The sequence below is a fragment of the Stappia indica genome (assembly GCF_020177335.1).
Lineage (GTDB): Bacteria > Pseudomonadota > Alphaproteobacteria > Rhizobiales > Stappiaceae > Stappia > Stappia indica_B.
The window spans coordinates 145772-167894 of sequence record NZ_JAIVMG010000004.1 but is presented as its reverse complement, the minus strand read 5'-3'; the positions used below and the strand labels follow the sequence as shown (position 1 = coordinate 167894).

Genomic DNA, 22123 nt, shown 5'->3' with positions numbered 1-22123 from the left:
AATTTTGCGTCATGCGACTGTTGTTTCTTGGCGATCTGGTCGGGCGTACCGGCCGACAGGCGGCCATCGAGATCCTGCCTTCGCTGGTCGAGAAGCACCGGCTCGATTTCGTGATCGTCAATGGCGAGAACGCTGCCGCCGGCTTCGGCATCACCGAGGAGATCCTGCAGGATGTGCTCGACGCCGGCGCCGATGTGGTCACCACCGGCAATCACGTCTGGGACCAGCGCGACACGCTGGTCTATATCGAGCGCCAGGAGCGGCTGTTGCGGCCGGTGAATTTCCCGTCCGGCGCGCCGGGGCGCGGCGCCAATCTGTTCACCGCGCGCAACGGCGCCCAGGTCTTGGTGATGAACGCCATGGGCCGGGTGTTCATGGACAGTCTCGACGACCCGTTCACCGCCGTCGACATGGTGCTGGAGAGCAGTCCGCTCGGGCGGGTGGCCGATGCCATCGTCATCGACATGCACGCAGAGGCCACCAGCGAGAAACAGGCGATGGCCCATTTCGCCGATGGACGGGCGTCGCTGGTGGTGGGCACCCATACCCATGTGCCGACCGCCGATCATCAGATCCTGCCCGGTGGTACCGCCTATATGAGCGACGCCGGCATGTGCGGCGATTACGATTCCGTGCTGGGCATGGAAAAGGACGAGCCGGTGTCGCGCTTCCTGCGCAAGATTCCTTCCGGCCGCTTCACCCCGGCCAAGGGAACGGCGACGGTCTGCGGCGTGGCCGTGGAGATCGACGATGCCACCGGACTGGCGCTCGACATCGCGCCGCTGCGGATCGGCGGGCAGCTCAGCCAGACGCTGCCGCCCTCCTGGACGCAGGGGTAAGCGCAGCGGTTGGCAACGGCTCCGCGCTGGATTTTCGCGTGCGCGGGGCCTATAAGGCGCCGATCATCTTCATGGAAACGAAGCGGGACGGTGCGTGACGCGCGATGCCGCCGCCCCGACCCGACGAGGCAGGTAGGACGATGGCCGGACATTCCCAATTCAAGAACATCATGCACCGCAAGGGGCGGCAGGACGCGGTCCGCTCGAAGATCTTTTCCAAGCTGTCCAAGGAAATCACCGTCGCCGCCAAGATGGGCGGACCGGATATCAACTCCAACCCGCGCCTGCGTCTTGCCGTGCAGAACGCCAAGGCCCAGTCCATGCCCAAGGACAACATCCAGCGGGCGATCAACAAGTCCCAGGCGGGCGAGGGCGACAACTACGAAGAGCTGCGCTACGAGGGCTACGGCCCGGCGGGCGTTGCCGTGATCGTCGAGCTTCTGACCGACAACCGCAACCGTTCCGCCTCCAACGTGCGCTCCTACTTCAGCAAGTGCGGCGGGTCGATGGGCGAGACCGGATCGGTCGCCTTCATGTTCGACCGGGTCGGCGAGATCGTCTATCCGGCGGCGGTCGGCAGCGCCGATGACGTGCTGGAAGCGGCGATCGAGGCCGGCGCCGAGGACGTGCAGTCCGATGAAACCAGCCATGTGGTTACCTGCACCTTCGAGGATCTCGGCGACGTGTCGAAGGCGCTGGAAGCGGCGCTGGGCGAGGCGGAGACCGTGAAGACGATCTGGCGGCCGCAGACCCTGACCCCGATCGACGCGGACAAGGCCCAGACCATGCTGAAGCTGGTGGGGATGCTCGAAGACGATGACGATGTGCAGAACGTCTATGCCAACTTCGACATCGACGAGGAAACCCTGGCGAGCCTGACGGCGGCCTGAGTGCGTTTCCGCTGCGAAAGCTCTTGAGCGCTTCGGATTGCCCTGGGCAGATCACTTCATGTGCCGCGCACCTGCGCGGCACATGTGCGTTCGGGGGCCTGTAATGGATACCGGGAGTCGCTTGGGGCGATGTCGTTTTGAGTGGACTGTCGGTTGTCCGCTTTGACGTAAAAGATATATCTGCATTATATCTAATGCCGTTATTTGTTAAAGTTCTGGACTAATTTTATATTAAAAGTATTCATGCGATTTCTTCTTGCAACCTGTGGGGTGTTGGGAGGGAAAGCAATGACCGCAGATGACGCCATCGCGTCCCGACGTGCGTTTTTCGGTCTTTCAGAGGACGCGGCGCTACAGTTGCGGAGCATCAAGCCTCTGATCATGCGGGCGCTGCCCGGGGTTCTCGACAGTTTCTATGATCATGTGAGTGCCTTTCCGGAAACGGACGCCTTTTTCCGGAACAGGGCGCATATGGATCATGCCAAGGCGATGCAGATCCGGCACTGGGACCTGATCACCGACGGGCGGTTCGATGCGGATTACGTGACCTCGGTGACGCGGGTCGGCGAGACGCACAATCGTCTCGGTCTGGAACCGCGCTGGTATATCGGCGGCTACAACTATCTGGTGGCCGGGCTGCAGGCGGCAATCCTGCAGCGGTTTTCCGGTGGGGGCGTCTGGCGCCGGTCCTCGGAGAAGGCTGCTGCACTCAATAGGGCGATCCTGGCGGCGGCGCTGCTGGACATGGATCTCGCGATTTCCGTCTATATCGACGCGGGGCGGCGGGATCGGCGGGAGACGCTGGACGGGCTCGCGGAGCAGTTCGAGGGTGCGGTCGGCACCATCGTTGCGGCCTGTGTCGCCTCGGTCGAACAACTGGGGGCGGCCTCCGGCGATCTCGGCGAGGTGTCGAGCACCACCCTCGGGCGGGTCGGGGAGGTCTCAACCGCGGCCGCCGAGGCGGCGGGCAATGTGCAGGCGGTGGCTTCCGCCGCCGAGGAGCTTTCCGCCAGTATTCATGAAATTGCCCGCCAGGTCAGCGACGCGACGCGGATTTCCGGTCGCGCGGTCAGCGATGCGGCCCGGTCGAACGACAAGATCCGCTCCCTGACGGTGGCCTCGCAGAAGATCGGCGATATCGTCCGCTTGATCAGCGATATCGCCGAGCAGACCAACCTCCTGGCGCTGAATGCAACCATCGAGGCGGCGCGGGCCGGGGATGCGGGCCGTGGCTTTGCCGTGGTCGCGGCGGAGGTGAAGGGGCTCGCGGAGCAGACCGCCCGGGCGACGGCGGAGATTTCCACGCAGATTTCCGACATTCAACAGGCCACCAGCGAGTCTGCCGAGGCGATCGAGGGCGTGTCCGCGACCATTCAGAACATGAGCGAGATTTCGGCGACGATTGCGGCGGCGGTGGAACAGCAGGGAGCGGCCACCGGCGAGATTTCCCGCAATATCGTCGAGGCGGCGACGGGCACCGGGCGCGTGTCGGACAGCGTTGCCGGGATCTCCCGTGCCGCCGAACAGACCAGTGACGTCTCCGGCCGGGTGCGCAGCGAGGCCGGCGCGCTGGGAGATCAGGTGGCCCGTTTGCGCCAGCGTATGGGCGAGCTGATTGAGACGGTGCGGGCGGCCTGACCCTAGCGGAGCCAGCCGTCGAGAGCGGGCAGGCTGGTCAGCGCCGACATCAGGATGATGCCATAGGCAACCGGCCGGTAGGCGTTCTGATGGGCGGCGCCGAACATCCGCGCGCCGAGGAAGATGCCAAGGCCGTAAAGCGGTGCGGCGACCGCCACCAGCGCCAGCACCTGCAGGGTGTAGAAGCCGTTCGCCACGAAGGCGGTGAAGGCGGCAAGGCTGACAATGGCGAAGAAGGCGATCAGGTTGGCGCGGATGATGGCGGCCGGCTGCGGGCCGGCGGCCCAGAACACCACCACCGGCGGACCGGAGACCTGGGCGACACCGGAGAGCACGCCGGCAACCGCGCCGACGCCGAGCGAGGTGGCCCGGCCGGGCACGCCGTGATAGCGCCAGCCCAGCATCAACAGGCTGACCGCGCCAAGCACGATCACCGACAGGGACCAGCGCAGCGCCAGCACGTCGGCATGGGCCAGCATGGCGGCCCCGACCGGCACGGTCAGCATGGCGGCGAGGCTGACCGGGGCGACCGTCGGCCAGTCGCAACGCTTGAGCGCGCCCAGCACCATCGGCACCGTGACAAGCCAGTCGAGGATCAGGAAGCCGGCGGCGGCAGCGGCGGGCTCGATCACCGTCGAGGCGACCGGCATGAAGATCATTGCCGCGCCGAACCCGGCAAAGCCCCGCACCATGGCGGCGATGACGATGGCGGCCGCCAGCAGCCACAGATCCGGCGCTTGCGGAAGGTGCTGGAGGAGACTGGCGGCAAGATCCTGCATGGCGGGTCCGGGGCGAGAGGGCGAAGGCATCGGCCGCTCGGGACACCGGGCCGGATCCGGCTACAACTGCCGCATCGGCGCGGGAATGGCAAGGGGATGCCTGCCCTGGCGCCTTCGCCGGCGCGGGCGCGAAGCCGTGCCCAAGGGGCTGACCCCAGGCGCGCAGGGTGGGAAACCCCGGCGGAAGGGCCGGAAAAAACCGGCTGGAAGTCTTGCGAGGGCGGTCCCGGCTGGTCATCGGGCTGGAATGGCGTTACCGCTTTGTTCCATGACAGCGGCGATTCGTATCCTCGGCATCGATCCAGGTCTCCGGCGCACCGGCTGGGGGTTGATCATTGCCACCGGCAACCGGTTGTCCTTCGGCGGCAGCGGCACGATCCTGTCCGACAGCAAGCTGAGCCTGGCCGAGCGGCTGCGCCAGCTGCATGACGGATTGCAGGAGGTGCTGCAGCGCGAGCAGCCGGAGGAGGCGGCGGTGGAGCTGACCTTCGTCAACAAGGACGCCGGCGCCACCTTGAAACTCGGTCAGGCGCGCGGCATCGCCTTGCTGGTGCCGGCGCTCAACGGCTTGAGCGTTGCCGAATATGCGCCCAATCTGGTGAAAAAGACCGTTGTCGGCACGGGGCATGCCGAAAAGGAGCAGATCCGCATGATGGTGAAGGTCTTGATGCCGAAGGCGACGTTCAATTCCGACGATGCGGCCGATGCGCTGGCCATTGCCATCTGCCATGCCCAGCATCGCGGGGCCGCCGCAGCCACTGCCCGCATCGCCGCGCGGATCGGCTCATGATCGGCAAGCTGAAGGGGCGCGTCGACGAGATCGGCGAGGATCACGTTCTGCTCGACGTGGGCGGCGTCTGCTACCTCGTCTACTGTCCCGCGCGCACCTTGCGCGACCTGCCCGGCCCGGGCGAGGCGGCGGTGCTGTTCATCGAGACCATGGTGCGCGAGGACATGATCCGCCTCTACGGGTTTGCCTCGGTGGCGGAGAAGGCCTGGTTCCAGCTTCTGATGACCGTGCAGGGCGTCGGTGCCAAGGTGGCGCTCGGGGCACTGGGGCTGCTCAGCGCGGCGGAGATCGCCAATGCCATCGCGCTCGGTGATACCGCGACCATCACCCGCGCGCCGGGCATCGGCAAGCGGGTGGCGGAACGGATCATCGGCGAGTTGAAGAACAAGGCACCGGCCTATGCCAGCATCGACGCGGGCACCGTCGCCGTGGCGCAGACCGCCTCGGCCGGGGTGCCGACAGCGGTGGGCGATGCGGTGTCGGCGCTCGTCAACCTCGGCTATGCTCAGCCCCAGGCCAGCGCCGCCGTCGCCGCCGCCGTGAAATCGGCGGGCGAGGACGCCAGCGCCGAGAAGCTGATCCGGCTGGGGCTTAAGGAACTGGCGACATGAGCGCGGACACGGACCGCATCGACGACAGCGACCGGCTGGTTTCGCCGGGCGTGCGCGGCGACGAGATCGATACGACCATGCGGCCGCAGCAGCTCGACGATTTCGTCGGGCAGGCGCAGGCCCGCGCCAATCTCAAGATCTTCATCGGTGCGGCCAAGGCGCGCGGCGAGGCGCTCGACCATGTGTTGTTCGTCGGGCCTCCGGGTCTTGGCAAGACCACGTTGGCGCAGATCATGGCCCGGGAACTGGGCGTCAATTTCCGTGCGACCTCCGGTCCGGTGATCGCCAAGGCCGGCGATCTGGCGGCGCTTCTGACCAATCTGGAAGAGCGCGACGTCCTGTTCATCGACGAGATCCACCGGCTCAGCCCGGCGGTGGAGGAGGTGCTCTATCCGGCGATGGAGGATTTCCAGCTCGATCTGATCATCGGCGAGGGGCCGGCGGCGCGCTCGGTCAAGATCGACCTGGCGAAATTCACGCTGGTGGCGGCCACCACCCGGATCGGCCTGCTGACGACACCGCTGCGCGACCGGTTCGGCATTCCGGTGCGGCTGCAGTTCTACACCAGTGAGGAGCTAGAGCTGATCGTCACCCGGGGCGCGCGGATCCTCGGTATCGGCATGAGCCCGGACGGGGCGCGGGAGATCGCCCGCCGGGCGCGCGGCACACCGCGCATCGCCGGGCGGCTGTTGCGGCGGGTGCGCGATTTCGCCGTGGTCGCCGGTCAGGAAACGGTCGATGCGACCATCGCCGACCGGGCGCTGACCCAGCTTGAGGTCGACAATGCCGGGCTCGATCAGCTCGACCGGCGCTATCTCAACCAGATCGCCCTGAAATTCGGCGGCGGGCCGGTTGGCATCGAGACCATCGCCGCCGCCCTGTCCGAGCCGCGCGACGCGATTGAGGAAATCGTCGAGCCCTATCTGATCCAGCAGGGCTATATCCAGCGCACGCCGCGCGGGCGCGTTTTGACACCGCAGGCCTTCGCCCATCTCGGCTTGGCCGTGCCGGGGGGCGCCTCTGCAGCACAGCCGGGGTTGTTCGGCCATGACGCGGACTGACCGGCCGCAGGAGGCAAAATGGCCGGACCTGGCCGGGCGGCGCGAGGCGCGTGGCCATGTGCTGCCGGTGCGGGTCTACTATGAGGACACCGATTTCACCGGTGTCGTCTATCACGCCACCTATCTGCGCTTCATTGAGCGCGGCCGCTCGGACATGCTGCGGCTGGCGGGCGTGCATCATCACGAGCTCCAGCAGGGCGCCCATGGCGGCTCGCTCGCCTTCGCCGTTCGCCGGATGGAGATCGACTTCCTGGCGCCGGCGCGGATCGACGATCTGTTGGAGGTGGTGACCCGGCTGGACAGCGCGCGCGGTGCGCGCCTGTGCCTGTCGCAGGAGGTGCGGCGCGGCGATGAGGTGCTGTTCCGCGCGGTGGTGACAGTGGCGGTGATTTCCGCCGAAGGCCGGCCGCGCCGGCTGCCGGAAGCGCTGATTGCGCTCCTGGAAAATGACACGCAGACCGCGTCTTAACGCTGCAGTAACCCTAACGCCCCCTTAATGCGGTGAGTTTTCGGCCGAAACAGTCCCAGTTTCGCCAAAATCGCTCGCCATGCAGGCGGGTGACTCAGCGAACAGGCGATTGACCCGACCGAGCGGGCAACCGGTATCCGGTCCGGCAGGTATGGCCTGCGGTCCCGGACAAGAGGTCCTTATATCAATGAATCCCGTTGAACTTGCACAAACGACCCTCGCGGCACCCCAGGGCGACATGTCTTTCTTCGCCCTGTTCCTGCAGGCGCATCTGGTGGTCAAGATCGTCATGGTCGGTCTGATCGGCGCCTCGGTCTGGTGTTGGGCGATCATCGTCGACAAGTGGCTTCTCTATGCGCGCACCAAGCGGCAGATGAGCCGGTTCGAGACCGTGTTCTGGTCCGGCCAGTCGCTGGAGGAGCTGTACCGCACCCTGTCGGGGCGGGCGAACCACTCCATGGCGGCGCTGTTCATCGCGGCGATGCGCGAATGGAAACGCAGCCATGAGGGTGCGCGGCCGGCGATTGCCAGCCTGCGCCAGCGTATCGACCGGGTGATGGATGTCACCATCGCCCGCGAGGCGGAGCGGCTGGAAGCCCGCCTCCTGGTGCTGGCGACGGTCGGGTCGGCGGCGCCGTTCATCGGCCTGTTCGGCACGGTCTGGGGCATCATGACCAGCTTCCAGGCGATTGCCGCGTCGAAGAACACCAATCTTGCCGTGGTCGCGCCGGGCATCGCCGAGGCGCTGCTGGCGACCGCGCTCGGCCTTCTGGCCGCCATTCCGGCGGTGATTGCCTACAACAAGCTGTCCGCCGATGCCGGCAAACTGTCCGCGCGCATGGAAGGCTTTGCCGACGAGTTTTCCGCGATCCTGTCGCGGCAGATCGACGAGAGGGGCTAGAGCGCCATGGGTATGCAGGCCGCAGGCGGCGCGCGCGAAGGGGGCGGACGGCGGCGCAGACGGCGCCATCAGCCCCTTAGCGAGATCAACGTGACGCCGTTCGTCGACGTCATGCTGGTGTTGCTGATCATCTTCATGGTCGCGGCGCCGCTCTTGACTGTCGGGGTCCCGCTGGACCTGCCCGAAACCCAGGCCAAACCGATGGAAGGTTCGACCGAGCCGATCACCATCTCGGTGGCCGCCGACGGGCGGATCTACATCCAGGAGACGGAAATCGCCGCCGACGAGGTGATCCCGAAGCTGACCGCGATCGCCGAGAACGGATACGACGAGCGGATCTTCGTGCGCGGCGATGCGAACGCCGACTACGGCACGATCATGCGGGTGATGGGGCGGATCAGCGCCGCCGGCTACAAGCGGCTCGGCCTCGTCACGCTGGAAGAAGAGAAATAGCCACCGGCGCAGGCAGGTGGTGGACCGCCGGTGCCGGTATGGGCACTGGCTGCAAGGATGAAGCGGATGCAAAGGCATAGTCCGGAGCGGGCAGGGCATGAGACGGGCGGCATCGGCCGCACCGGTCGCGCTGCCGTGCGTCTTGCCGGCGCTCGTGGCGGCGCCTGTGGCGCGCGCGCGGCAGCGTTCGTCCTGCCGAACGAGAACAGGCTCTAGCCATGCGCGTGGGCCTGATCGCATCGACCGCGGGCCATCTGGCCGTGCTGCTTTGGGGCGTGGTGTCGTTTCCCAACGCCAAGCCGTTCGACGTGCCGCCGGTCGACAGCCTGCCGGTCGATCTGGTGCCGATTTCGGAACTGACCAAGCTGCGGATCGGCGAAAAGGATGCCGAGGTGCGCGAGGTCGAGGCGACCAAGCCGGTGAAGCCGAAGACGCCGGAGGTCAAGCCGGAGACGCCGCCGGTGCAGGCCAAGACCGAAACGCCGACACCGACGCCGACCCCTGCGAAACAGCCGGCGAAGCAGGCGGCCAAGCAACCCGCTGCCGCGCCGGAGCCCGAACCGGCACCGCCCACCCCGCCGCGTCCGGCCGAGCCGGTGAAGGCACCGGAGCCGGCCCCTGCGCCGGCACCGAAGGAAGCGGTTGCCGAGGCGCCGAAGGAAAAGGCACCGGAACCGGCGGAGAAGAAGGTGGCTGAGGCGCCCAAGCCGGTGCCCTCGGTGCGTCCGCGCTCAAAGCCGACCCCGCCGCCGAAGGCGACGAAAAAGAAAAAGGCGTTCAACCCGAACCAGATCGCGGCCCTCCTGAACAAGGTGGATCCGGCGGGGGGCGGCACGCCGTCCGCCTCGGAAAATCCCGCCTCGCTCGGCAGCCGCAAAGGCTTGAGCAACGTGTCCATGAGCCAGTCGGAGCTGGACGCGCTGCGCAGTCAGATTTCGCAATGCTGGAACCCGCCCGCCGGTTCGGCCGGGGCGAATGACCTCAATGTGCGGCTGAAGGTGTACCTGCGTCCCGATGGCGGCGTCGACATGCAGCCCGAGGTGCTGAATTCCAGCAGCAACCCGTCCTTCACCATCGCGGCGGAAAGCGCCCGGCGGGCGGTGCTGCGCTGTGCCCCGTATTCCCTGCCAGCGGCGAAATACGACGCCTGGCGGGAGGTGATCATCAATTTCGACCCGAGGGATCTGCTTGGTGGATAAGCTTCAGACCCGATCCGGTCTGGCCATGGCCGCTCGGATCGCCATTCGATCAGGAACCCGGTTTCCGAACCGCTTGCGCCGGATGTTGCGCGCGGCAGGTGGTCCGGCGGGTCAAACCGCATCGCCCCTTGCACGGGGCGAGACATGGGAGCTTCGACTGATGAAGAGACCGGTACCCCGACTTCTGGCTCTGGGCGCGGCGCGGGCGCTCGCGCTGGCGCTGTTCGTCGTCGCGGCGGCGCCGTTTTTCGCCGCCCCGGCCAATGCGGTGGTCGAGATCGACGTGACCCAGGGCAATATCGAGCCGCTGCCGATCGCCATTCCGGATTTTGTCGGCACTGGCGGCGAGGACAAGATGGCGCGCGACATCAGCGATGTCATCAAGGCGGATCTGGCCCGCTCGGGCCTGTTCCGGCCGCTCGATTCGGCCGCGTTCATCGAAAAGACCGTGAGCATCAACGCACCGCCGCAATTCGCCTCCTGGCGGCCGATCGGCGCGCAAGGGTTGGTGGTCGGCGCGATCAGCAAGCAGCCGGACGGGCGCATCCGGGCGGAATTCCGCCTGTGGGACGTGTTCGCCGGCCAGCAGATGCTGGGACAGCAATTCTACACCAGCGCCGACAACTGGCGGCGCATGGCGCATATCATCGCCGACGCGATCTATGAGCGGCTGACCGGCGAGAAGGGGTACTTCGATACCCGCATCGTCTTCATCGACGAGACCGGGCCGAAGAACAAGCGGGTCAAGCGGCTGGCGATCATGGATCAGGATGGGGCCAATGTGCGCTATCTGACCAATGGCGGCGATCTGGTGCTGACCCCGCGTTTCTCGCCGTCGCGTCAGGAGGTCACCTACATGGCCTATTCCGGTGCGGATCCGCGCGTCTATCTGCTCAACATCGAGACTGGGCAGCAGGAAGTGGTCGGCAACTTCCCCGGCATGACCTTCGCGCCGCGTTTCTCGCCCGACGGGCAGCGGGTCGCCATGAGCCTGCAACAGGGCGGCAATGCCAATATCTTCGTGATGGATCTGCGCTCGCGCCGCACCACCCGGCTGACCAATACGCCGGCGATCGACACCAGCCCGTCCTATTCGCCGGACGGGCAGAAGATCGTGTTCGAATCCGACCGGGGCGGTTCGCAGCAGCTCTATGTGATGAGCGCGGACGGTGCCAACCCGCAGCGCATCAGCTTCGGGCCGGGGCGGTATTCGACGCCGGTCTGGTCGCCGCGCGGCGATCTGATCGCCTTCACCAAGATGCATCAGGGCAGGTTCATGATCGGTGTGATGCGCCCGGACGGATCGGCCGAGCGCATCCTGACCGAGGGGTATCACAACGAGGGGCCGGCCTGGGCGCCAAACGGCCGGGTGCTGGTGTTCTTCCGCGACACGCCGGGGCCGAACGGAGGGCCGCAGCTGTGGACGGTCGACCTGACCGGCTACAACGAGCAGCGGCTGCCGGTGCCGGCCTTCGCCTCGGACCCGGCATGGTCACCCTTGCTGGAGTGAGGATGGCGCGTTAGGCTCCCCGGGCAATCGGGGCTTGGCCGGAAACGGCGGGAGTGCGACATGGGGTGGCATTCCACGAGAAATTTGATGCCCTAGCGGCATCGTGGTGGTAACCAGGCGTTAACCACGTTGATGAACGCCGGCTTAACCAGTTTCGCTTTAGAAGCGTTTACCCTGTCGGGGCCGGTGGGGATCAGGAGCAGGATATTCATGATGCAGATGGGCAAGCACGCACGCAACGTGCGCATTGCCGCGGTGTTGGCGGGCGGATTGCTGCTCGCGGCCTGTGCGCAGACCAAGACGGACGGGCTGACGGGCAATGTGCAGCCCGGCACCGGACAGGATTTCGTCGTCAATGTCGGCGACCGTGTTTTCTTCACCAATGACCAGACGTCGCTGTCCTCCCAGGCGCGGGCCACGCTGGACAAGCAGGCACAGTGGCTGAACAGCTACAGCCGCTACACGGTGACCATCGAGGGGCACGCGGACGAACGCGGAACCCGCCAGTACAACATCGCGCTCGGCGCGCGGCGTGCGGATTCGGTGCGCAGCTACCTCGTCTCGCGCGGGATTTCCGCCAGCCGGATCAAGACCGTCTCCTATGGCAAGGAACGGCCGATCGCTGTTTGCAACGACGAATCCTGCTGGTCGCAGAACCGGCGTGCCGTCACGGTGTTGAACAACGCCGGCAGCTAAGCTCTCGTTGCCCAAGCGAAATCGGCATGAAGCCGGCGGTCCCGACCGCCGGTTTTTTTGTGCGCGCGGGCCAGGCCCCACAGTCAAAATTTGGCCGAAGTCAAAGCGCTCTGTGCTATCCAATGCCCGTCCGACCGTTGCCCGGCGGTGGCGGGATGTGCTTGCAACCCTGGAGGATATGCATGACGGCACTGAGGAAATGCGCGGGGGCAATGCTGATGGCCTGGATGCTGGCGGCCATGCCGGCTCCGGCCAATGCGCAATTGTTCGGCTCCCGCGACGACGGCGAGACCACGGTCCGGCTGAGCCAGGTCGAGGATCAGATGCGATCCCTGACCGGTCAGATCGAGCAGCTCAATTTCCAGATCCGGCAACTGGAAGAACAGATCCGCCGGATGCAGGAGGACAATGAGTATCGCCTGCAGCAACTGGAAGGCGGCACCGGCAAACGTTCGGATGCCGGATCGGCAGGGGGGGCATCAAGCCTCCCCGGCGGGGTCGGCAGCGAAAGCTATGGCGCGGCCAGCGGAACGCTCGGCCAGCTTCCCGCCGATGTCGGCTCCGGCGATGGCGCCTATGGCGCTGCCGGCGGCTACGGGGACGCCCCGGCGGGCGGTCCGCTCGATCTCTCCGCATTGGCGCGCGGCCAGGGCGGCGGCGTGGCCGCGGGCGGCGGTGAGGCCACCGGCGGTGGTGCGGTTGCGCCCGGCGAAGGTTTCGGGACATCGGCCGGGCAGGTTGCGGCGGTTTCCGGCGGCGATCCGCGCTCCGACTACGATGCCTCCTATTCGATGATCCTGTCGGGGGATTATGCGGGTGCCCAGGGCGGGTTCGAACGGTTTCTTGAGGCGCACCCGAACGATCCGCTGGCGGCAAATGCCCAGTTCTGGCTTGGCGAGAGCCATTTTGCGCGCAAGCAGTATCGCGCCGCCGCCGATGCGTTCCTGAAGAGCTACACCGACTATCCGGACGGCACCAAGGTCACCGACAGTCTGCTCAAGCTCGGCCTGTCGCTGAAGGGGCTTGGCCAGGGCGAAGCGGCCTGCGCCACCTTCTCCGAACTCTTGTCGAAATACCCGGGTGCGCCGAGCGCGATTCGCGCCGAAGCCCAGGCCCAGAAGCAGGCCGGTGGCTGCGCCTGATGCAGCCCGGCCTGTCGATGCGGACGAGGCCGGCAGACTTTTTCAGCCGCTGACAGGGTATCGGCGCATCGCGCTGGCGGTGTCGGGCGGCAGCGATTCCCTTGCTCTTCTTGTCCTGGTGGCCCGCTGGCGCGCGGCGCTGGCCGACGGCCCGGACATTCATGTCTTCACGGTGGATCATCGGCTTCGGCCCGAGGCGCGCAACGAAACCGCGCATGTGGTTGCGGTGGCCGCCCGGTTCGGTCTGCCGGCGCGGGTGCTGAGCTGGACGGGTGCCAAGCCCTCGGCCAACCGGCAAGCGGCGGCGCGGGCGGCGCGGCGGGATCTTCTTTGCGCGGGCTTGCGCGATATCGACGGCGACGCGCTTGTGCTTGCCCATCATCTCAACGATCAGGCGGAAACCTTCCTGTTGCGGCTGGCGCGCGGCAGCGGGGTCTATGGCCTGTCCGCCATGCGGCCCTCCAGCTCCTGGCAAGGGGTGACCGTGCTGCGTCCCTTGCTTGAGATCGGCAAGGCGCGGCTGACGGCGAGCCTGCGCCAGGCCGGGATCGCCTGGCATGAGGACCCCTCCAACGCCAGCAACGCCTATGCCCGGGTGCGGATGCGCGCCCTGATGCCGCAACTCGCCGGCGAAGGGCTGTCGCCGCGTCGGCTTGCCGCGACGGCGGGGCGGCTGTCCGGTGCGGCCGAGGCGCTCGATCATTGGGTGGCAATGGTGCTTGCCACCGCCGGCACGGTTCATCCGGCGGGCGTGGTCTGTCTTGACCTCGCTCCGCTGGCGGAGCTGCCGCAGGAGGTCTTGTTGCGCTTGGTGGCCACCGTCTTGCTGCAGGTGACCGGAGCGGCCTACCCACCGCGGCTGGAGCGGTTGGCGCGGCTGGTGGAGACGCTCGGCGGGGCGGAGCAGGTGCAGGCAACCCTGGCCGGTGCCGTGCTGCGCCGGCAGGAGGGCCGGCTCTTCATCTGGCGCGAGCACGGCCGGGATGGTGTCGCTGAGCGGGTCGAGGCCCGTCCTTGCAGCTTCATCTGGGACGGGCGTTTCGCGGTCACCGGGACCGGCGCGGGGGTATTGCGCGTTCGTGCGCTCGCCGAGGTCCCCGAGGTCCGGGCGCAGATGACCTGGCCGGAAGGTTGGCCACGCGCGGCGTTCGACACGGCGCCGGTGGTGGATTTTTGCGCCGAGCGCGTGGGGAAAGACGATGTCGAAGGGGCGACGGATGCGCCATATTGTCCCGGCCTGTCCGCTCATTTGCCGCCTCAAGGGTTGGATCTGCGCCCGCTGGTCCGCTTCGCGCGACCGGACCGGCCGAAAAACTCCTTAAATTCGCTGCATTCTCCCCGGATTTAAGAAAATAGGAAAAGCTTTGGTGCGATTGTCGCACTCCACCTTGGCAGTGCCGCCCGCGAGACCTATCTTGCAAGGCAAGCTCACGTCATCAGCGCAGACCGCCGCGGGCCAGCGGCGAAGGGATCGCAATGAACGCCAATTTTCGTAATTTCGCCCTTTGGGTCATCATCGGCCTCCTGCTGATCGCCCTGTTCCAGCTCTTCCAGAACCCGGGACAGCGCGCGGCGACCAACGATATTCCCTTTTCCCAGTTCCTGAACCAAGCGGAGCAGGGGGATGTCCAGGAGGTCACGATCCAGGGCCAGCAGGTCACCGGCAAATACTCCAGCGGCGGGACGTTCCAGTCCTATGCGCCGGAATCGGCCGGGCAGTACATCGAGTTGCTGCGGTCCAAGGGCGTGCGCATCACCGCCCGTCCGCCTTCGGAAAACTTCTCGCTGATCGGCGCGCTGATTTCCTGGTTCCCGATGCTGATCATTCTCGGGATCTGGATCTTCGTCATGCGGCAGATGCAGGGCTCCGGCGGCAAGGCGATGGGGTTCGGCAAGTCCAAGGCCAAGCTCCTGACCGAGGCTCATGGCCGGGTCACCTTCGAGGATGTCGCCGGTATCGACGAGGCCAAGGAAGATCTGCAGGAGATCGTGGAATTCCTGCGTGATCCGCAGAAGTTCCAGCGTCTCGGCGGGCGGATCCCGCGCGGCGTCTTGCTGGTCGGCCCTCCGGGCACCGGTAAGACGCTGACCGCCCGCGCGGTCGCCGGCGAGGCCAATGTGCCGTTCTTCACCATCTCCGGTTCGGACTTCGTGGAAATGTTCGTCGGTGTCGGCGCCAGCCGGGTGCGCGACATGTTCGAGCAGGCCAAGAAGAACGCTCCTTGCATCATCTTCATCGACGAGATCGACGCGGTTGGCCGTCATCGCGGCGCCGGCCTTGGCGGCGGCAATGACGAGCGCGAGCAGACGCTGAACCAGTTGCTCGTCGAGATGGACGGTTTCGAGCCGAACGAGGGCGTGATCATCATCGCCGCGACCAACCGTCCGGACGTGCTCGATCCGGCGCTGTTGCGCCCGGGCCGTTTCGACCGCCAGATCGTCGTGCCCAATCCGGATGTCACCGGCCGGGAGAAGATCCTCAAGGTGCATATGCGCAAGGTTCCGCTGGCCCCGGATGTCAACGTGCGCACGCTGGCGCGCGGCACCCCGGGCTTCTCCGGCGCGGATCTGATGAACCTTGTCAACGAGGCGGCGCTGCTGGCGGCGCGGCGCGGCAAGCGGCTCGTCACCATGGCAGAGTTCGAGGATGCCAAGGACAAGGTGATGATGGGGGCCGAACGCCGGACCCTGGTCATGACCGAAGAGGAAAAGAAGCTCACCGCCTATCACGAGGCGGGCCATGCACTGGTGGCGCTGCACATGCCGGCCTCCGACCCGATCCACAAGGCGACGATCATCCCGCGCGGCCGTGCGCTGGGCATGGTGATGCGTCTGCCGGAAAAGGATCAGGTGTCCCTGACTCGGGCCAAGTGCAAGGCGGACCTCTCCGTTGCCATGGGCGGGCGCGTCGCCGAGGAAATGATCTTCGGCTACGAGAAGGTCACCTCCGGTGCTTCGGGCGACATCCAGATGGCGACCAAGCTGGCGCGGGCGATGGCGACCCAGTTCGGCATGTCCGACAAGCTCGGTCCGCTGCTCTACGGCGAGAATCAGGAAGAGGTGTTCCTCGGCCATTCGGTGGCCAAGAACCAGAATGTCTCCGAGGATACGCAGAAGATCGTCGATGCGGAGATCAAGTCCTTCGTCAATGCCGGCTATGAGACGGCAAAGCGGGTCTTGAGCGAGCATGAGGACCAGTTGCACATCATCGCCAACGGGCTGTTGGAGTACGAAACCCTGTCGGGTGACGAGATCAAGGATCTGCTCAACGGCAAGCCGCCGGTGCGTGATACCGACGATGATCAGCCCGTGGGCCGCTCTTCCGCGGTGCCGACCACAGGCGTCAAGCGCGGCGGTCCCGGCGATGCGGCGAGCGGCGGCATGGAGCCGCAGCCGCAGGGCTGACCGGCTCAGCCAGCGCCAAGGCGAAAACGTTCCAGGCCCGGTGGATCCGTCCTCCGGGCCTTTTCCTTTCGTTACGCATGAAAACAATTTTTGAACGGTCTTGCCTCACCTTGGTGATAAATGATGGTCATTCCTGTTTTCCAGACCGGCCTGTTTTCCAGGCCGGGGGGTGCGGCAATCGCTGCGCGCCAGCGCGGGCAGGCGGAATGACGCCTCACAGGCAATAGGTTTAAAAGATGACACGCAAGTATTTCGGCACGGACGGCATTCGTGGCACGGCCAATCAGGTGCCGATGACACCGGACATCGCGCTCAAGGTGGGCATGGCGGCCGGGCTGTCGTTCCGCACCGGCAATCACCGGCACCGGGTCGTGATCGGCAAGGACACAAGGCTGTCCGGTTACATGATCGAGAACGCGCTGGTGGCCGGCTTCACCGCCGTTGGCATGGATGTCTTGGTGCTCGGTCCGATGCCGACCCCGGCGGTGGCCATGCTGACCCGCTCGGTGAGGGCTGATCTCGGGGTGATGATCTCCGCCTCGCACAATCCGTTTCAGGACAATGGCATCAAGTTCTTTGGCCCGGACGGTTACAAGCTGTCGGACGATGTGGAGCGCGAGATCGAGGCCCTGCTGGAACAGGATCTGTCCACCCGCCTGGTTGGTCCCTCCGAGCTCGGTCGGGCCAAGCGCATCGACGGCATGCGTGACCGCTATATCGAGTTCGCCAAGCGCACCCTGTCGCGGGAAATGAGCCTTGCGGGCCTGCGCATCGTCGTCGATTGCGCCAATGGCGCGGCCTACAAGGTGGCGCCGGAGGTGTTGTGGGAACTGGGCGCCGATGTGATCGCCATCGGCGTGGAGCCGGATGGCTACAACATCAATCGGGGATGCGGCTCGACGGACACAAAGGCGCTCTGCGCCAAGGTGCATGAGGTACGGGCCGATATCGGCATTGCTCTGGATGGCGACGCGGACCGGGTGATCATCGTCGACGAGAACGGTCAGGTGGTCGACGGCGACCAGCTGATGGCCGTGGTTGCCCAGTCCTGGCAGGAGGACGGGCGCCTGTCCGCCTCCGGCATCGTGGCGACGGTGATGTCGAATCTCGGCCTTGAGCGCTATCTTGCCGGCCTGGGGCTGGAGCTGGCACGTACCAAGGTGGGCGACCGCTATGTGGTGGAGCATATGCGCCAGCATGGCTTCAACGTCGGCGGCGAGCAGTCCGGCCATATCGTGCTGTCGGATTTCGCCACCACCGGCGATGGCCTCGTCGCGGCGCTGCAGGTGCTGGCCTGTGTGGTCAAGCTCAACCGTCCGGTGTCCGAGGTCTGCCGCCGCTTCGAGCCGGTGCCGCAGATCCTCAAGAATGTCCGCTATGCCGGCGCGACGCCGCTTGACGATCCCAGGGTACAGGCGGCGATCGAGGACGGCCGCAGGGAGCTGGGCGATCATGGCCGGCTGCTGATCCGCCCGTCGGGCACAGAGCCGCTGATCCGGGTGATGGGCGAGGCGGACAACGAGATGGTGCTGAGCGGCGTCGTCCAGCGCATCGCCGATGCGGTGGCGCACGCCGCCGCCTGAGCCTTTCGTTTCTGGCAGCTGTCTTCGGAAGGCGAGGCTCGCTCGGGTCTCGCCTTTTTCGTTGTCGCCCCGCCAGTCGTACTGCCGCACGGCTCGCCGGCGTGGGGAGGTGGTCCTGCCAGCCGGCGGCGTTCATTCGCCTGCTGTATCCGTTTGCATATCGCAAGGAGACTTGTGACGTTTACATTTCATTAAGGTAAAAAAACGCGGTTAAGTTTTACGGTTAAGGCAACCTTAAGTATTTTCGACAAATCTTGTCTCGTGTTTCACGTATGCGGCCGGCGAGGGATGTAGCTCGGACGCTTTTCACGAGGACCGAGACATGAGCAGCCATTTGAAGAGATTTTCCCTGGCTGGCGTCGCGATGATCGTCTCGTCAGCCGTCTCTGCCGCAGATATGCCGATTCCGGTGATCGAGCATGTTCCCCAAGTGCCCGTCGTCGCGGGCAACTGGTACCTGCGCGGGGATATCGGCTACAAGATCTATCAGAATCCGAGCGTGAGTTATGGTGCGCTTGACTTCGTCAACGAGGATATGAACAACACGGGCGTTGTCGGCATCGGTGCCGGTTACCGGTTCAGCGACTACCTGCGCGCCGATGTGACGCTCGACTACGAGTTTCCCGCCAGCGTCAAGGCCAACGCGCCCTGTGGCACTTGCGGCATCGGCGGTACGGCCAGCTACTCGCGGGAAACTGCGGATATCGACGTCTGGACCATGCTGGTCAACGGCTACATCGACATCGGCACCTGGCGTGGTTTCACCCCCTATGTGGGTGGTGGTATTGGTACGTCTTACGTGACAACCCGAAACATCAAGTTCCAGAATCCGAATGGCGCGACCGGCACCTATCCGGGCGACAGCACCTGGAACTTCTCCTGGGCGCTGATGGCCGGTGCCTCCTATGCGATGACGCCGAACTGGTCGCTGGATGCGGGGTATCGCTATCTCAACATCGGCAATGGTTATTCCTCCAGCTTCACCACTGGTGGCGTGACCCGCAAGATCCGCTACGAGGATCTGGCCGCGCATGAATTCCGGGTCGGTGTGCGGTATACCTTCGATTCTGGGCCGAGCTATATCTCCGATCCGATCATCACCAAATACTGATCGCGGATCGAACGATGATTTGAAGAGGCCGGGCCTGGTGCCCGGCCTTTTGCCGTTGGCGACAGAGCGTCGCGGGGGGCGCTACGCCCGTCAGCGGCGCTTGCCTTCCTCGATGGGCTCCGTTATGCGGATAGGTGGGCCACCCCTCCCCACCGAGGGGCACCTATCTGGAAGGATAGCCAATGAGTGCAGTGTTGAATGAACCGGCCGTGCGGCCGGAGAATCCCCGTTTTTCTTCAGGTCCTTGTGCCAAGCGCCCGGGGTGGGGCCTTGAGGCTCTCGCCAATGCGCCGCTCGGCCGCTCGCATCGCGCGAAGATCGGCAAGCAGTGCCTTGCCGAAGCGATCGACCGGACCCGCGACATTCTGAAAGTCCCCGCCGATTACCGCATCGGCATCGTGCCTGCTTCCGACACTGGTGCCATGGAAATGGCCCTGTGGTCGCTGCTCGGCCCGCGCGGCGTCGATCTGCTCGCCTGGGAAAGCTTCGGCTCGGGCTGGGTCACCGATGTGCTCAAGCAGCTGAAGCTTGAGGACACCCGCGTGCTGGAGGCGGACTACGGCCAGCTGCCCGATCTCGCTGCGGTCGATTTCAGCCGCGACGTGGTGTTCACCTGGAATGGCACCACCTCCGGCGTGCGGGTGGCCAATGGCGACTGGATCCCTGCGGATCGCGAGGGGCTGACCATTTGCGATGCGACCTCGGCCGCCTTCGCCCAGGATCTCGATTTCGCCAAGCTCGACGTGGTCACCTTCTCCTGGCAGAAGGCGTTGGGAGGCGAGGGCGCCCATGGCGTTCTCATCCTCAGCCCGCGTGCGGTGGCGCGTCTGGAAAGCTACTCCCCGCCCTGGCCGATGCCCAAGCTGTTCCGCATGACCAAGGGCGGCAAGCTGAACGAGGGTATCTTCAAGGGCGAGACCATCAACACCCCGTCCATGCTGTGCGTCGAGGATTACATTGATGCGCTGAAATGGGCCGAAGAGATCGGCGGCCTCAAGGCGTTGATCGCCCGCGCCGATGCCAGCTCCGGCGCCATCGCCGACTGGGTGGCCCGCACCGATTGGGTCGATTTCCTTGCCGTCGATCCGGCAACCCGCTCCAACACCTCCGTGTGTCTGCGGATCGTCGATCCCCGGGTTGCCGCGCTTGCGCCGGCGGAGCAGGCAGCGTTTGCCAAGGCCATGGTGGCCGCGCTCGACGCGGCTGGTGTCGCCTATGACATCGGTGCCTATCGCGATGCACCGAGCGGTTTCCGCATCTGGTGCGGGGCAACGGTGGAGACCGCCGACGTGGCGGCGCTGTTGCCGTGGCTGGAATGGGCGTTTGCCCGGCAGCTTGGCACGCTCGATCAGGCGGCCTGAGCCGCCTCTCCAGTTTTTGCCGTAGACAGCCAGCGTCGGGGGATTTCCCCGGCGCCTGGCGACGCGCATCCCCCATTCGGAGTGTTTCAGATGGCCCCCAAGGTCTTGATTTCAGATAAGCTTTCCGCCGCTGCCGTCGATGTTTTCAAGTCGCGCGGTGTCGAGGTCGACTACTTGCCGGATCTTGGCAAGGACAAGGACAAGCTGCTGGCGGTGATCGACCAGTATGACGGGCTGGCGATCCGCTCGGCGACCAAGGTCACGGAAAAGGTGATCGCGGCGGCGAACCGGCTGAGGGTGGTCGGCCGGGCCGGCATCGGCGTCGACAATGTCGATATTGCTGCGGCCAGCGCCCGCGGTGTGATCGTCATGAACACGCCCTTCGGCAACTCCATCACCACGGCGGAACATGCCATTGCGATGATGTTCGCCGTCGCCCGCAAGATTGCGGCGGCCGATGCCTCGACCCAGGCCGGCAAATGGGAAAAGTCGAAGTTCATGGGTGTGGAGATCACCTCAAAGACCCTTGGCCTGATCGGCTGTGGCAACATCGGCTCGATCGTTGCGGAACGGGCGATCGGCCTGAAGATGCGGGTGATCGCCTTCGATCCCTTCCTGTCGCCGGAGCGGGCGCTGGATCTCGGCGTCGAGAAGGTCGATCTCGACACGCTGTTCGCGCGCGCGGACGTCATATCCCTGCACACGCCGCTGACCGACAAGACCCGCAACATCATCGATGCGGCGGCCATCGACAAGATGCGCGACGGGGTGATGCTGATCAACTGTGCCCGTGGCGGGCTGGTCGACGAGGCGGCGCTGCGCGCCGGGCTCGACAGCGGCAAGGTCGGCGGTGCCGGGGTTGACGTGTTCATCGAAGAGCCGGCCCGCGAGAACGTGCTGTTCGGCGCGCCGAACCTGGTTTGCACGCCGCATCTGGGCGCCTCCACCAATGAGGCGCAGGAAAACGTCGCGCTGCAGGTGGCCGAACAGATGTCCGACTATCTGGTCAACGGGGCGGTGTCCAATGCGCTCAACATGCCGTCGATCACCGCAGAGGAAGCGCCCCGGCTGACGCCGTTCGTCAAGCTGGCGGAACAGCTTGGCTCCTTCGCCGGCCAGCTGACCGAATCCGGCCTCACCGGCATCCGCCTCGAATACGAGGGCGATGTGGCGGAGATGAACACGCGCGCGCTCACAGCCGCCGCGCTGACCGGGGTGCTGCAGCCATTGCTGCAGACGGTCAACATGGTGTCGGCGCCGGTGATGGCACGCGAGCGCGGAATTTCCGTTGAGGAGGTCAAGCGGCCCCGGCAGGGGGCCTATGAGACCTATATCCGCCTGACGGTCAAGACCGAGCGGCAGGAGCGCTCGGTTGCCGGCACGGTGTTCGCCGATGGCAAGCCGCGCATCATCCAGGTCAAGGGCATCAACATGGAGGCCGAACTCGGCGCGCACATGCTCTATGTGACCAATGAGGACAAGCCGGGCTTCATCGGGTATCTCGGCACCGTCCTTGGCGAGGCCGGGGTCAACATCGCCACCTTCAACCTTGGCCGCACCGCGCCGGGCGAAGATGCGATCTGTCTGGTCGAGGTCGATGGCGCGGTCGGGGACGAGGTGATTGACCGGATCGAGGCACTGGCCCATGTGAAGCAGGTCAAACCGCTGCAGTTCTGATCCGTAAG

Annotated in this window: 20 protein-coding genes; 19 read left to right on the top strand and 1 reads right to left on the bottom strand. The window is 65.7% G+C overall.

Annotated features, from left to right (window positions below):
* The first annotated feature begins 11 nt into the window (after positions 1–11).
* From LC062_RS07715 to LC062_RS07705, 3 genes are all read left to right on the top strand, one after another.
* A complete protein-coding gene (locus LC062_RS07715) occupies positions 12–839 on the top strand; it encodes a TIGR00282 family metallophosphoesterase (RefSeq protein ID WP_224910461.1) in 828 nt (275 codons plus the stop codon).
* A 140-nt stretch (positions 840–979) separates the two neighbouring features.
* Complete coding sequence (locus tag LC062_RS07710) at positions 980–1729, top strand: YebC/PmpR family DNA-binding transcriptional regulator (RefSeq protein ID WP_224910460.1); 750 nt, start codon at positions 980–982, stop codon at positions 1727–1729.
* Positions 1730–2017: 288 nt separating this feature from the next.
* Positions 2018–3367 carry a globin-coupled sensor protein gene (locus LC062_RS07705; RefSeq protein WP_224910459.1) on the top strand — a complete coding sequence of 450 codons (1350 nt, stop codon included), beginning with the start codon at positions 2018–2020 and terminating at the stop codon, positions 3365–3367.
* A gap of 2 nt (positions 3368–3369) precedes the next feature.
* On the opposite strand, the gene LC062_RS07700 is transcribed toward LC062_RS07705, so the two are convergent.
* On the bottom strand, positions 3370–4146 hold the full coding sequence (locus tag LC062_RS07700; RefSeq protein ID WP_224910458.1) for a sulfite exporter TauE/SafE family protein: 777 nt from the start codon (positions 4144–4146) through the stop codon (positions 3370–3372).
* A gap of 268 nt (positions 4147–4414) precedes the next feature.
* On the opposite strand from LC062_RS07700, the gene ruvC reads away from it, so the two are divergent.
* The 16 genes from ruvC to serA all read left to right on the top strand — a co-directional run bounded on the left by ruvC (position 4415) and on the right by serA (position 22115).
* Positions 4415–4936 carry a crossover junction endodeoxyribonuclease RuvC gene (ruvC, locus tag LC062_RS07695; RefSeq protein ID WP_224910457.1) on the top strand — a complete coding sequence of 174 codons (522 nt, stop codon included), beginning with the start codon at positions 4415–4417 and terminating at the stop codon, positions 4934–4936.
* The gene (gene ruvA / locus LC062_RS07690; RefSeq protein ID WP_224910456.1) at positions 4933–5547 is read left to right on the top strand and encodes a Holliday junction branch migration protein RuvA; all 615 of its coding nucleotides are present in this window, start codon (positions 4933–4935) and stop codon (positions 5545–5547) included. Before ruvC ends, ruvA begins: the two co-directional genes overlap by 4 nt.
* Positions 5544–6608 (top strand): Holliday junction branch migration DNA helicase RuvB, encoded by a 1065-nt coding sequence (gene ruvB, locus LC062_RS07685; RefSeq protein WP_263625530.1) that lies wholly within the window; start codon positions 5544–5546, stop codon positions 6606–6608. Before ruvA ends, ruvB begins: the two co-directional genes overlap by 4 nt.
* A complete protein-coding gene (ybgC, locus tag LC062_RS07680) occupies positions 6595–7077 on the top strand; it encodes a tol-pal system-associated acyl-CoA thioesterase (RefSeq protein ID WP_224910455.1) in 483 nt (160 codons plus the stop codon). Before ruvB ends, ybgC begins: the two co-directional genes overlap by 14 nt.
* Before the next feature lie 238 nt (positions 7078–7315).
* Positions 7316–7978, top strand: coding sequence for a protein TolQ (tolQ, locus tag LC062_RS07675; protein ID WP_404829694.1), 663 nt, complete (start codon positions 7316–7318; stop codon positions 7976–7978).
* Positions 7979–7984: 6 nt separating this feature from the next.
* Positions 7985–8431, top strand: coding sequence for a protein TolR (gene tolR, locus LC062_RS07670; RefSeq protein WP_224910453.1), 447 nt, complete (start codon positions 7985–7987; stop codon positions 8429–8431).
* Positions 8432–8649: 218 nt separating this feature from the next.
* A complete protein-coding gene (locus tag LC062_RS07665; RefSeq protein WP_224910452.1) occupies positions 8650–9630 on the top strand; it encodes a TonB C-terminal domain-containing protein in 981 nt (326 codons plus the stop codon).
* 160 nt (positions 9631–9790) lie between these two features.
* Positions 9791–11140, top strand: a complete 1350-nt coding sequence (gene tolB, locus LC062_RS07660) for a Tol-Pal system beta propeller repeat protein TolB (RefSeq protein WP_224910451.1) — start codon at positions 9791–9793, stop codon at positions 11138–11140.
* A gap of 210 nt (positions 11141–11350) precedes the next feature.
* Positions 11351–11836, top strand: a complete 486-nt coding sequence (gene pal / locus LC062_RS07655; RefSeq protein WP_224910450.1) for a peptidoglycan-associated lipoprotein Pal — start codon at positions 11351–11353, stop codon at positions 11834–11836.
* Between the two features lie 182 nt (positions 11837–12018).
* Positions 12019–12978 carry a tol-pal system protein YbgF gene (ybgF, locus tag LC062_RS07650; protein WP_224910449.1) on the top strand — a complete coding sequence of 320 codons (960 nt, stop codon included), beginning with the start codon at positions 12019–12021 and terminating at the stop codon, positions 12976–12978.
* Positions 12965–14326 carry a tRNA lysidine(34) synthetase TilS gene (gene tilS / locus LC062_RS07645; protein ID WP_224910448.1) on the top strand — a complete coding sequence of 454 codons (1362 nt, stop codon included), beginning with the start codon at positions 12965–12967 and terminating at the stop codon, positions 14324–14326. The genes ybgF and tilS overlap by 14 nt, the downstream gene beginning before the upstream one ends.
* Before the next feature lie 128 nt (positions 14327–14454).
* Positions 14455–16383: an ATP-dependent zinc metalloprotease FtsH gene (gene ftsH / locus LC062_RS07640; RefSeq protein WP_224910447.1), complete on the top strand. Its 1929-nt coding sequence runs from the start codon at positions 14455–14457 to the stop codon at positions 16381–16383.
* Positions 16384–16619: 236 nt separating this feature from the next.
* Entirely contained in the window at positions 16620–17966 is a 1347-nt protein-coding gene (gene glmM / locus LC062_RS07635) for a phosphoglucosamine mutase (RefSeq protein ID WP_224910446.1), read from the top strand.
* A gap of 322 nt (positions 17967–18288) precedes the next feature.
* Positions 18289–19077, top strand: coding sequence for an outer membrane protein (locus tag LC062_RS07630; protein WP_224910445.1), 789 nt, complete (start codon positions 18289–18291; stop codon positions 19075–19077).
* A 182-nt stretch (positions 19078–19259) separates the two neighbouring features.
* Complete coding sequence (locus LC062_RS07625; protein WP_224910444.1) at positions 19260–20438, top strand: phosphoserine transaminase; 1179 nt, start codon at positions 19260–19262, stop codon at positions 20436–20438.
* A gap of 90 nt (positions 20439–20528) precedes the next feature.
* Entirely contained in the window at positions 20529–22115 is a 1587-nt protein-coding gene (gene serA, locus LC062_RS07620; protein WP_224910443.1) for a phosphoglycerate dehydrogenase, read from the top strand.
* Positions 22116–22123 lie beyond the last annotated feature (8 nt).